Annotated in this window: 11 protein-coding genes; 3 read left to right on the top strand and 8 right to left on the bottom strand. The window is 37.0% G+C overall.

Features of this window, described 5'->3' with window-relative positions; translation table 11 throughout:
• Positions 1–63: 63 nt before the first annotated feature.
• On the top strand, positions 64–648 hold the full coding sequence (locus tag M2408_RS11050) for a hypothetical protein (protein WP_259181730.1): 585 nt from the start codon (positions 64–66) through the stop codon (positions 646–648).
• Between the two features lie 134 nt (positions 649–782).
• A complete protein-coding gene (locus M2408_RS11045) occupies positions 783–1,334 on the top strand; it encodes a dihydrofolate reductase family protein (RefSeq protein ID WP_259181728.1) in 552 nt (183 codons plus the stop codon).
• A gap of 53 nt (positions 1,335–1,387) precedes the next feature.
• On the opposite strand, the gene eptA is transcribed toward M2408_RS11045, so the two are convergent.
• The 5 genes from eptA to M2408_RS11020 all read right to left on the bottom strand — a co-directional run bounded on the left by eptA (position 1,388) and on the right by M2408_RS11020 (position 8,796).
• Positions 1,388–2,914, bottom strand: a complete 1,527-nt coding sequence (gene eptA, locus M2408_RS11040) for a phosphoethanolamine--lipid A transferase EptA (protein WP_259181726.1) — start codon at positions 2,912–2,914, stop codon at positions 1,388–1,390.
• Positions 2,915–3,833: 919 nt separating this feature from the next.
• Positions 3,834–5,105: a glucose-1-phosphate adenylyltransferase gene (locus M2408_RS11035; protein WP_259181724.1), complete on the bottom strand. Its 1,272-nt coding sequence runs from the start codon at positions 5,103–5,105 to the stop codon at positions 3,834–3,836.
• 323 nt (positions 5,106–5,428) lie between these two features.
• A complete protein-coding gene (locus tag M2408_RS11030) occupies positions 5,429–6,613 on the bottom strand; it encodes a metallophosphoesterase (RefSeq protein ID WP_259181723.1) in 1,185 nt (394 codons plus the stop codon).
• 172 nt (positions 6,614–6,785) lie between these two features.
• Positions 6,786–7,436 (bottom strand): TetR/AcrR family transcriptional regulator, encoded by a 651-nt coding sequence (locus M2408_RS11025; RefSeq protein ID WP_259181720.1) that lies wholly within the window; start codon positions 7,434–7,436, stop codon positions 6,786–6,788.
• Between the two features lie 85 nt (positions 7,437–7,521).
• Positions 7,522–8,796, bottom strand: a complete 1,275-nt coding sequence (locus M2408_RS11020) for an aminotransferase class I/II-fold pyridoxal phosphate-dependent enzyme (protein WP_259181718.1) — start codon at positions 8,794–8,796, stop codon at positions 7,522–7,524.
• Between the two features lie 986 nt (positions 8,797–9,782).
• Between M2408_RS11020 and M2408_RS11015 the strand changes: the two genes are divergently transcribed.
• Positions 9,783–10,193: a DUF6157 family protein gene (locus M2408_RS11015; RefSeq protein ID WP_259181716.1), complete on the top strand. Its 411-nt coding sequence runs from the start codon at positions 9,783–9,785 to the stop codon at positions 10,191–10,193.
• An 87-nt stretch (positions 10,194–10,280) separates the two neighbouring features.
• Here M2408_RS11015 and M2408_RS11010 read toward each other — a convergent pair whose 3' ends face one another.
• The 3 genes from M2408_RS11010 to M2408_RS11000 form a co-directional block, all read right to left on the bottom strand.
• Entirely contained in the window at positions 10,281–10,931 is a 651-nt protein-coding gene (locus tag M2408_RS11010) for a DedA family protein (protein ID WP_223583326.1), read from the bottom strand.
• Positions 10,932–11,231: 300 nt separating this feature from the next.
• Entirely contained in the window at positions 11,232–12,386 is a 1,155-nt protein-coding gene (locus M2408_RS11005) for an AhpC/TSA family protein (RefSeq protein ID WP_259181711.1), read from the bottom strand.
• A gap of 71 nt (positions 12,387–12,457) precedes the next feature.
• Entirely contained in the window at positions 12,458–13,120 is a 663-nt protein-coding gene (locus tag M2408_RS11000; RefSeq protein ID WP_259181710.1) for a hypothetical protein, read from the bottom strand.
• Between the last annotated feature and the right edge of the window lie 41 nt (positions 13,121–13,161).

Genomic DNA, 13,161 nt, shown 5'->3' with positions numbered 1-13,161 from the left:
AAAGAGATTGAAAGCAAAGTTTTAAAATTATCTTTAAAGTGCTAAATATAATGCGCAACGGATATGGAAAAAATAAGGACTTTTCAGCAATATGAGCTAAATAAAATCAGGAAAAATGTCAAAGATAGCGGACTGCAATTCGAAAAGTTTGGGAGATCTTCAAATATAATGGATTATTCCGATAGAGAAATCAACGAGATGATCCTGGGCATCTATAAAGATAGTAAGCATCTATTGGTCGATGGAGATTATTTTATTGATGTCTCGACAGTGCAGAAAGCAACATGCATTTTAACTGATATATCCTATTCCCGGAGGATAAAACTGGATAAAACCTCCGCAATCAAATTGAAAAATATAAGAAATTTTTATATTCAGGATTATTTCCTGGAAACAAGTGAAAAGTTTTCCAATTCCTCCAAACACAAAATAACCGGCTACCTAAAAAAAATAGGTGGTATCAGTCTCGGCAAGGGAAGGTATAATCATGCTTATTCTATTCCAAACGATTTCAAAACGTTCTATAAAGGTATTCCGATAGACCTTTTTTACCCAATTCAACATTACGTCAGTAGCCTATTTTTTGGAGACGATTACCACGTTTCTACTTTCGAAGTAGTCAGCAACTTAACTATTATAGACGAATAAGCCCCCCAATTTCCCATAACACGACTATCTGTCTCGATCATTAGTAATTGGTTAATGCCCGAATTATTTTCTATCAAAAGTTAACAGTCCCTTGCTTTTTCGTAAATTCAGTGAATAGAAATATAAAGCACGATATGAGAAAAGTAATAGCGGCGATTAATATGAGCCTAGACGGCTTTTGCGATCATACTTTAATGCTTCCTGATGATGAAATTCATCAGCATTATACCGACTTATTACGGGAGTCTGATACAATAGTATATGGCAGAATAACCTATCAGCTCATGGAATATTGGCGGGCCTTTCTGACAACCTCTAGTGGTAATAAATCCTCAGACGAATTTGCGCATGTCATGAACACAATACCAAAAGTCGTCTTTTCACGAACCCTAAAAAATCTGGATTGGGATAGTGCAAGACTGGCAAAGCGAACTATCGTTGACGAACTTCTGGCGCTTAAACAACTACCGGGTAAAGATATTTTAATAGGTAGCCCTAGTCTAATTGTCGCATTAACAAAAAGCGACCTTATAGACGAGTATCAAATTTGTATTCATCCCGTTATCGCTGGAAATGGTTTGCCTTTGTTCAATAACATAAACAAAAAAATACAGCTGACATACCTAAAGACAAAAACGTTCGCGGGCGGTGCCACAATTCTATATTACAGGCCTACTCTCCAATAAACAATCGCATACTCCTCCTCTTGTAAACGATTCTCCCCGTTGGTTTCTATATACTATTTAAAGATGTCCATACTTTCATCATAAACAGGGCTCTGTATATTTAAAAAGTTCAGAACACTGTGAAAGACATGGTTCTGGGTCAATATTTTATTGGGTTTTAGCTCTTTCGCTGGGTCAGAAACCCAAACGATAAAAGGAATATCATATTGCTCCTTAGGAGCGATACTCATTGGCAGTCCATGCATATATAGATTATTTTCACCTAAAGATTCACCATGATCAGAAACAAAAAGCATAGCACTTTGGTACTGCTTCAATTCTTTTAAATCTTCTATCAAGCGATTTAGGATATAATCGGTATACACAATAGTATTGTCATAAGCGTTGACAAGTTCTTCCTTAGAACATTTTCCCAACTCTACACTATTACAAACAGGTTTAAACATTTCGAATTGAGCAGGATATTTTTTACTATAAGTAGGCCCATGGCTTGTACTTGTGTGTAACACAATAAATATTTTATCCTTTTTACTGGCTAATATCTGCTCCTTTAATCCTGCCAGAAGAACCTCATCATAGCCACAGCCCTCTCCTTGACAATTTGCTGTTAATTGCTCCGCTTTTTTGTAATCTTTAATATGAACCGGTGGTTCTCCCCAGTTGGAAGTTCTCCAGACAACATCTACATCATTCCTGAACAGATAATTTGGTAATATTTCATATAAATCCCCACTATTTTTATGTTCCAAAATACATTTCACACCCGCGGTTGTATAAGTGGAACAGGAAGTCGCTTCAAAATGGTGTAGATTCGGGATCTTGGATAGCAAGGGATTTGTATTTTTCTTATAACCATATAACGAAAAATTCTGACTTCTAGCAGATTCACCTATTACCAAAACAACAACGGCCTTTTTGTTATCCATTATTTTGGCGTCTGGAAGCAAGATTTCCTTTTTATTTTCCTGCTGCTGATGAATATAAAAACGTGTGAAATTTACCGTATAAGACCAAGGCATCGCTAGCCCTCCTAATGTCTTTGAATTTTTATCGATCCATAACCAATTACTCGCATTCGCAAAAATCAGAATGATAATAAACAATAGACTGAACGCAGAAGTAATAAGAAAACGCTTTAATTTCACATTCTCTATTTTCACTTTTGCAATATAGATACTGGGTAAGATACCCAATAAAACGACATATAAAATCAGTTTAATAGAGAAAAAACTACTCGACTCCGCATAATTGGTATTGAGGATATTCCCCACCATCGTTTCGTCTATGATGACACTATAGGTATTGATAAAATAAACCGCGATGGAATTGCCAATGAAAAAGAAGATTAGCAAAACTTTGCCAACAATGCGTGACAGAAAAAATATTAAATAGAGTACAAAAGCGTTTAAGACCAGCATCAAGATCACTAAGCTTAGGATCAGAACAATGCCATTCAGACTTTTAAAATCAATATTTTTAAAAACGAATGAAAAAAACGGGAGATGGAAAAATATAAAATTAAGAACACTCATCAATAATACGAAATGAGTTATCTTTAGGTTATTTTTTAGCTTAAACATTGTAGTTTTATAAAGTGAAATAACGATGTTGGCCAACGAAAAAGCAAGAAAAGCATCAAATTTCCGTCAACTATTCCGATGATTAATATCGTGCCGAAAATAAGAAATAATAAAATAAAAAACGGATAATTTTCCCTAATATTAATCGATTTCAAATCTCACATTTTAGCGATAAAAAACAGCGTTTGTTGCGCAACCCGGCTAAAATCACATTCTTTTAGTACGTATTATTCATTTCACGAAACTGTTTTCTGCTGGAGGAGATTGCGGCTGCACCAACTGCTTAAGATCAGATGTTCAAGTACACCAGTCAAATACCTTAGATCAGGATTAGGGCGCTTGGAGAAAGATTTAGCCTATTCTTCGGATAGCGGAATAAGCCAAAGCATAATTGGTAGTGACATAGAAGCCAGTTTCCGGGTACTCAAACGTCTTAACTTCGGTCAGTTTAAAGCCCGTTGATCTCTTTTTTGAACTTTGCTTCGAAATCGGTTGTATGAATACCCAGAATAGATTTTACAATTACCTTGATTATTAAGAAATAAAAAGGGATTAAAATACGTATTTTTTGAAAGCTCCTGGCTATGCTTGATAGAATTTAAATATTTTTCACAAAACCAATAAAACCAATCGATTGTAGATTTCAAACTACAGTTTTAACGATCAAGATGAATGTAATTATAATGGGCATGACTTTTGCCAAATTAAATTTATAAGTAATAAATAAAAAAAGATCATGAGAAGAACCCCTTATACTACAACTGTCATCGTTTTATTGATACTATGTGTGGTCGTATTGATGACAACTTGCGCTAGAATTGTGTAAATGTTGGTGCAAATTCGGATCAGGCAAACAATTCAATAAAAGACCAGGCGCATACAGCCCCTAGTCCTTTACTCATTTATGTCTGAAAAATAGCTAACAACCTATACTTACACCATTCGAAATAACTGCATTTTTCTTTACAACAACAATGCCATCGCAGATTGCATGCGTATGAAAATCACCATCCTCCAAATGTGGCCCTCCTTTTATTCTGACATCATTGCCTATCCTGCAGTTTTTATCCAAAATAGCATTTTCGATATAACAACGCTCCCCAACGCCAACAGGCGGCGGTTTTTGGGTATTCCCCAATTCAATGACTTCCTCAAGTTGTTCGTAATGATCTGATCCCATCATATAAGTCGATTTAATTACTGTACCCTCACCAATACGGGAACGTATACCGATCACTGAACGCTCGAGCTTATCAGCATTGAGGATACAGCCATCAGCAATGACTGTATTATTGAGTGTTGTTCCCGAAACCTTAGACGGAGGTAGCATACGCGCTCGCGTAAATACAGTTTCATCAAACAAATTGAAATCAGGAACATCTGCCGTCAATCCGATATTGGCATCAAAAAATGATTTTATCGTTCCAATATCTGTCCAATAACCATCAAACTGGTAGCTAAGCACCTTATACTTGTTAATGGCATCTGGTAATATTTCCTTCCCAAAGTCCATACCCGGATTGGCGAGCAGTAAATTGAGTAAAACACCTTTTGAAAAAACATAAATCCCCATCGATGCCAGATAATTCCGGCCACATTTGGCCATCTCACTGGAGACTTCTGAAGACCAATTCAACACCTCCTCTTTATTGGGTTTTTCGGTAAAAGCGGTAATTACATTTGCCTCATTGGCTTTGAGAATGCCAAACCCGGTTGCATCGGCTACATTGACAGGAATGGTTGCAATTGTGATATGCCCGCCGTTCTGCACATGAAAGTCTACCAAAGCAGAATAGTCCATTTGATAAAGCTGGTCACCTGATAAAACCAATACGTAATCGTAGTCAACATTCAATAGGTGCTTGTGTGTACGTCTCACGGCATCAGCTGTTCCCTGGAACCATCGATCGCCTTCGTTCGTTTGTTCAGCAGCCAAAATGTCAACAAAACCCTTACTGAAAATGCTGAAATTATAAGCGTTTTTGATGTGCGTATTCAAAGAAGCTGAATTGAACTGTGTTAAAACGAATATCTTGTTATATCCAGAATTTAAACAATTCGAAATGGGAATATCGACCAATCGATATTTCCCCGCAATTGGAACAGCCGGCTTAGAACGCTGTTGTGTCAATGGATAAAGTCGAGACCCTCTACCCCCTCCCAAAATAAGGGAAACTACTTTGTGTGCCATACCTCAAATTAAATAATTGGTTTACAAATCTAATTAACTATCGAACGCATCCATTGAAGGATCTATATGACAATCCGCTTGATCATATTTACCTATATTAGGCCAAGCACAGGATATTTTTTTTGTTTAATTTGATGCAATTGGTTACTTACTTGCCTTAGCTTACCGCCCCTTTTTGGACCAAGCTACGCTACCTAAATATAATAAAATTAATCTTCGAAACAAAAAAATATTGTCAAATCTGGTCTATCCATATCGCTAAAATTTGATTTGCAAAATAAGTCTGACCTTCTGAACGACATCAGCTCGGCATCTTCCGAAAATTATGAAATAGATTTTTTGAGCGTGATGACGGTGATCTCTGGCCATACACCTATCCTACCCTTGAGTCCATGATAGCCAAAACCACGGTTGACGTACAAGTATTTACCTTGTTTTTGATATAATCCCGCCCATTGTTCGTAGAAGTACTGTATCGGGCTCCATTTAAATCCGAACAACTCTATACCGAATTGCATTCCATGCGTATGCCCTGCTAAGGTTAGATGTACATGTTTTTCGTGATCCAAGGTAACATGATCCCAATGAGAAGGATCGTGCGACATCAATATGTTAAAAGAGTCCACTGGCAGACCTGAGGTCGCTTTGCTCAGGTCTCCATATTGATGAAAACCACCCTTTCCCCAGTTTTCCACCCCGATCAATGCAATACGAGCACCCTTTTTTTGAATAGTAATAGACTCATTCATCAACAGCTTAAATCCCATCTCCTGGTGAATCTCTTTCAGCCTAATAAGATTAGATGCCTTTAATTCAGCACTATCCCATTGCGTATAATCTCCATAATCGTGATTTCCAAGTACTGAAAATTTACCAAACGGGGCCTTTAGTGAGGTGAAATCTGAAATCCAGGATTCCATCTCAGCCGCTTTGTTATTGACAAGATCCCCTGTAAACAGCAGAAGATCACTATCCTGCGCATTTGCCAGTTCGATACCTTTTCGGACTCCATTAACATCCGACAAGCTTCCAGAATGGATATCCGAAATTTGTGTGATCTTAAATCCATCAAATGCATCTGGCAGATCCGGAAAGCTTAGGACTTCCTCCCTTACCCGATATAGATGTCGCCCTCTAGTGAGGCCAAAAACAATAATTAAAACAATCAATAAAGCCAGTGTTAGTACAAATTCACTTATATAAATACTTCTTGGAGGAAATCCTTGTAACAGCCGTACCAAGTCCTCCGCCAATAAGATTGGAAAGGCTGGCAATTTCGGGATAAATACAATTAAAAAAGAAGTGACCAGATCTCCTGCCAGTCGCTGAATATCTTTACCCTGTTGCCGAAGAAAAATCAGGGTAAACACTCCGATAAGCAATAGTACATCTAAATACCAATAAATCTTGTGTAAAAATGGAGCATGAATAACGGTCGTAAATGCCTGAAAGAAATAAGCATCGCCAATCACAAACAGCATTAATATGAGCAATAATCTCTTTGCCATGTTTCAAATCGTTTAAACCTAAACAGGCGAATGATATGCCAAAAAATGGGGATGATCAATTGGACGATTCTTTAAATAGAATATTGATATCTGTATGACAATATCAGTAGTAATCAACTGTTTTCCTTTGCTATAATTGACAGAATGGCATAGTGGACTATCGACCCTTTCGTCAAACTTCGGTCCGATTTTTTTCATTCTCTCCATAAGCCCAAGAGAGAATTGATTTAACTGCATTGCGAATTCTGTCTAAACCATCAGCGTTAAGCTCAATTTCACAAAAAGTACTTTCTGTATTTATCGAATGTAATACCAAGTAATAGATCCCCGCAGTCAAAATACTACTTACAGCCCGTAAATCGACATTTTTACCTTCCATTTCCTTATCGGCAAAGGCGAAAAACAAAGCACTCATCTTCTCCCGTTCCCTTGTAATTTGAGACATAATCTCAGACTTTTCACTGATCTGCCAAAGAACCGCTTTTTGCATTTCGGTATTCTCCAGAAAGCTATCCATTTGGTTCAATAACAACGATTCAAGAAAGCCCTTTGAACCCTCGGTTGGGGCAGTACCAAAATATTCAACAGCACCCAGCGTAGCAGACACCCAGTAGTCCTTACTTCTAATGTATGTTTCAACTAAATTGTCAACGGAGCCGAAATAAAGTGAAATGAGTTTCCTGTCAACACCTGCCGTTTTAGAAATATTGGCAATTGTTAAGCCGGTATACCCTTTATCGCGAAGAACCTGACCAACAGACAAAACAAGTTTGTTCATGGTACGTTCTTTATCATTCTTTTCTCCCTTATAAGTTTTACGCATGTGTTATTAATATGGTATTGATCTGAATGCCTAAAATTAAGGATTCAGATCAATATAATAAATAATTAAATATTATAAGATTAATTTATCTTGATTTTTTTAAACTTACAACCTTACTAATATCTTCCAATGTATTTAAGACCTTATCCAAATGTTCCTTTGTATGGGTAGCCATCAGACTTGTACGGATACGGGCATCTTTTTTTGCGACTCCGGGATAGACAATACAATTGGCATAAACACCGTTTTGCAATAACATGCGCGAGATCTGAGCGGTTCGAATTGGATCACCAATCTTTATCGGAATAATTGGGGACGAGGACGTGCCAATATCAACACCAAGAGATAGCAATCCCGCCTTAAAATAAGCCACATTGTCACTGAGCTTTGTTCGCCAATAAGGCTCCTCATCAATTAAATCAATGGCTTTCAATAAACCGAAACTTGCGGGGGTCGATGTGGAGGAAAATACCTGCTGCCTCGATTGATAACGAAGATAATTAATGATTTCTGGCGATGAAACTATAAACCCCCCAATATGACCAAACGCTTTGCTCAAAGTACCAGCTATAATATCTACTTTATCCAAAAGATTATAGGCTTCAATAGCCCCCCTACCATTCTCACCCATTACACCTATTCCATGCGCATCATCCACCATTAAATAGGCACCATACTTCCTCGTTAATGTATAAATTTCATCCATCGTCGCTAAATCACCATTTTGGGAGTATACTCCGTCAATGATAACCAACTTGGTTCTGAACTTATTTTCCGCGTCAGCCAGTGCCCGTTCAAGATGAATCATACTGTTATGTGGAAATCGCTTGACATTTGTATTTAATAAACCCTCATAAACACTTGCATGCACTTCCATATCAACGATAGCACAGTCCTCCTGTTTCAACAAGCTCAATAAAGTAGAACTGTTTGCCGTATATCCAGTGGTAAAAACGATACTCGATCCCTCCGGCCTATTGAAAAATTTACATAGCTTCTCCTCCAACGCAACATGATATTCATGGTGCCCCCCTATTAACGGTGATGCTCCAGCTCCTGTACCATATTTTTCTATTCCAGCTATGGCCGCTGCTTTTATTTTTGGGTGTTGGGAAAAATTAAGGTAATCGTTTGACACAAGACTTATGCATTCTGTTGGCTGCTCCAAAAATGGTGAACTTACAATAGCAGTCGGTCCACATCCCTGCGTTATAAATCTAAAGTTAAGATGTTGATTTTCTTTCATGTAATTGATATAGGAATGGAAATACTTTGCAGTATCCATCATATCAAAACCAGCTATATTCTCAAATTCTTTGAAACTTGCTGTCGCAAAATCAATGTGTTCGTTAATTTCCATAGATATCTTTTTAGGTATTCATAATAATACCATAAATATAAAGTAAAAAACAGATCGCTCATCTGGTCAGCGAAGCATTTGCAAGAAATTTTAGATGAAATATTTAGGACGCGCCAAAAAGCCCGATATATAAAAGTCGAATTGCCTCATAAGTAACAACCTGGGGACAGCTGAAAACATTCCTAGAGGATATAAAACTTAGCTCATAGCGTTAACCTTGAAGCTGCTATGGAAAACAACAGTGGTAGCCCCTACAGCTACCACTGTTAAATTATACACCTACCTACAGTATACATATCATAATTATATCTCTATATGGAAATATGTCCATATAAAACTTCACTCGGATCAAGCATTAAAGCCGAACAAGTAAAAAACTTCTCAATGATATACAAATATAAACAAATAAAATTTCCCTTGTATGTTAAAATTAAAAAAAATAATAAAAACACAGATTACGGTCCCTATGAGCCAATTTTTATACAAAACGAATTAACAGGTTTGACCTTTGTAACTATAGCTACTATTTTTTTTCATTCCTATAAGAAAATAACATAACGGACGCATATTCGAATAATAAATTTTCTCAAAACAAGGAATATTATAAATTATTGTTATAAATTTGAATAGCAAGAGGAGTTAAAATAACCAATTGTTACTTTATGCTATATTCCCTAAAGAATAAGCAAATAAACGAATCGTAAATGCTGTACAATGTATTAAAAGAAAAACGGCTACTAATCTGTTGATTTGTAACCGTTTATGATAGGTATACTGTAGGGTGCTGCGTAATAATTTCTGTAAAGCTAAGAAAAATACTGCAAAACATTTCTTTTTCGTAAAAAAAAATGTTTAAAACACAGATGAAATTAGTAATAATACAGATAATAATTTCTTTAAAAACTTTTGACAAATCCATAGAAATACCAATTTTTCTGCTGTCTTATTCTTAAATTATTATGACAATGCGCAAAAAAAAGTAGCTTATGAAAGTTCATTCCACAAACTACATTGATACATTTATTGAAGTGGCTGAAGATACACAAGTATCCAAAGGATCCGCTCCTCCCATCAGAAATAAAAAGACAATAGCCGAAATGCAATATGAACTGATCACACAATTTCCATACGCATATACTTCCGATGAATTGCTTTTTCAGATCTATGCAAACCGTAACGCGCTTAATGATGTAGATTATAAAGAGGCCAGGAATATATTCTTTTCCAAAGGACAAGCTTGTCTACGTACATCCCCGCTGACAAAAATCTATGGCTTTGGTATCCATAGTAATCACGAGGGCAAAATAGCAGGTTATGGAATGGAAACCAAAGAGTACCGCAATTTTATAAATGACGCGACCGTAAAGAAAGTGAAGGCGATGAAATCAAACAAATAGCGAATCAACCCCGCAAAGTGGACGATCATCTTAATTGTTGTCACATCATATAGTCCCCCTATTGATCTAAGAAGATGATCAGTATTTTTATTGGGCAATCTTTGCTTTGTCTTTCGAAGTAAATGCTTTTATAATTACTGGTGCCGTTGCTATCAAAACAATAACAATAATAACAAGCTCCAGATTCTCCTTCACCCATACATTCTCACCTAACAAATAACCAAGGGTAACCAAGCTCCCTGACCAGACAACCGCACCAATTACATTGTACAACACAAATTTTCTGAACTCCATCCCAACAATACCAGCGACAATTGGTGCAAAAGTCCGAACAATAGGAAGAAACCTTGCAAGCACAATAGCACCTCCACCCCTTTTTTCATAAAACTCCTGTGCTTTAAAGATATAGCTCTTTTTGAAAAACCAGCTATCCTCCATGCTCATGATTCTCTTCCCAAAGACCTTCCCACACCAATATCCAACAAAATTACCCAGAATTGCAGCCAACGATACAAGCACGATCCAATAGAGTAAGGTAGGTACCTGTTCGGAAGGCGAAATACTCATGTTGGAAACAATCATTCCAGCAATAAATAGAATAGGATCTCCGGGAAGGAAAAAGCCAATGAGTATACCTGTCTCAGCAAAAATAATAAACAACAGCAGATATAAACCTCCATGAGACACAATCCAGTCTGGATTTGTGAGGTTATTTAGAAATTCAAAAAAAACATCCATCAAATAAGTCGAATAATATCTAAAACAAAAATAATCAGCCGCTCTTCCACTGACGCGCTTATTCTACCAGCTGTATCAAAATAAGATACAATTGAAAAAACAAATTTTTAAAGCATCTAGCGCTCAGTTAAACCTGCTTACAGCCCGAATATCTTATAGCCATGTGATCTCTAATTAAAGGCGCAAGATAGAAAATCGCTTGCAATTGTAGGCAATTTTTCATACTTATTTTTGGAACAAAATATTATGTTTTATAAAAGTCCAATTCACAGGGATATTTTAGATAAGAAGATAGCGATCCTACGGAGTCGGCAGATCTGCGAAGATCCTTTTCAGCATATTTTGTAAATCCTCAGCCCTTAGATTGCGGGCGATTATTTTACCCTTCGGATCGAGCAGAAAACTGGCAGGAATTGCATTGATTCCGTAAATTTTTGCGGCATAGCTGTCCCAGCCTTTTAGATCAGAAACCTGAGTCCATAATAGACTATCTCCTTTTATGGCATCGATCCAGGCATCTTTCCGTGCCGCATCGTCCAGTGAGATCCCCAATATTTCAAATCCCTTATCATGATATTTTTGATAAGCTTTTACCAGGTTGGGATTTTCGGCACGACAAGGGCCACACCAACTCGCCCAAAAATCTAAGAGTAAATACTTTCCCGAAAAATCCGAAATTTTGATGGTCTTCCCCTCCGGGTTTTTGAGTGTTAGGTCTGGCGCCTGCTGCCCAACTTTGGTCTTGGACTGGGCTTCCAACTGCACCGGAATTACCTTGCCCAACGGACTTTCTTTTAGCCTACTCGAAAGACCATCAAACGCTGACTTGGCCGATGCATAAAATTTCTCCTGACCAGCAACAAAACTTAAACCAATTACACTGAGGTATGAATCGGGATGGCTTCTAGCAAAATCCAGGTAGGCACTGTAATTTTCATCCATAAGATTCATTTCCCGAGCGAGAAACTGGGCAAATATGACAGAATCTTTCTGTTGTTCTGGTGGAAGTTTAGCAAATTCTTTATTTAATGCGTCGAATTTATTGTCAACAGTTTTTTTCATCGCTAGGAGCTCCGCATTTTCCGTATTGAGCTTGGAACCATTCAATACAATATTTTTTAGTGAATCCTTCGCATTCATCCCGATTTGAGCAGCTTCCAGATAAAAGCGGAAGTAATCCAACTTTTCACTGGGTTGTAGCTTGTTCACATAGGGGTTTTTATGGAGATAAAGTGCAGAATAAACCGGATAGGCGAGCTGCCCCTTAAAGGTAAAGCGCCCGTCTTTGGCTTCTGTGGAATCGACAAACGAGACACCATCACTGTTATAAACCAGAAAAAGCCTACTGCCATCTTTCAACTGATCTACTTTACCTGTAATGAAATAATTATTCTGAGCAAAGGTCAAAATAGGAAATAGCAAAAATATCGATAAACACAGTAAAAAAGTTCTCATTAAGCTTACCTTTAGATCTATTAATCAATTAATTACTAAAAATAACAAATTTATTTCGATCAAACGAACATTTAAATGCCCTGAAATATCCGTGTATTGGAATATAGCTTTTTCACGACGGCAATCAATCGCTCAACCTGTCTCATATCAGCACCGATTGGAACAGCTATATGCGAATCTTTTAGGCCATACAATGCCGGATCTTTTATCTTCAGAAACATTTTGCATTTACTCTTTCCAAGGAGTCGTTTAAAATTAATTTCCTGAATATCATTGATAAAGACAAACTGATAATCACTCATGTATATCCCGTTGGGCGCCAACTTAATGGTTGTTTTCTCTGTAAATGGAATCAGTAGAAATTTCCCACCAATAAATAACACAAAAACACCGAAGATTGATTTCTCGTAAAACATACCAATTCCGGAAAAGCAAATAATTGATCCAAAAATCATCATCGCTAATATACTTGAACTTACAGTATATGTCTCTTTGTAATTTATTGTGGCTTTACTCAAGGAGCGTTGATGAACAGCTTTGTACTTTTGTACAAACTCCCCTTTTTGGGCATCTTCCTTCCATTCCAGAAAATAATACACATTGATCAGGGTTAAGCCAACAGCACAAAAGCTTAATCCCGTCGATTTCATATCGAATGGATAATACATCAAAAGACTGCCTACAACATACAATACATTATATCCTATGATCCGATAAACTCTTTTACTATCCATTCCGTATTTTTCAATTATCCGTAAAGATAATCATTCTACCT

The sequence above is a fragment of the Sphingobacterium sp. BIGb0165 genome, assembly GCF_024810095.1.
In the GTDB taxonomy this organism is placed as follows: domain Bacteria; phylum Bacteroidota; class Bacteroidia; order Sphingobacteriales; family Sphingobacteriaceae; genus Sphingobacterium; species Sphingobacterium detergens.
The sequence above is the reverse complement of the archived record's forward strand: the minus strand, read 5'-3'. Positions and strand labels throughout refer to the sequence as shown.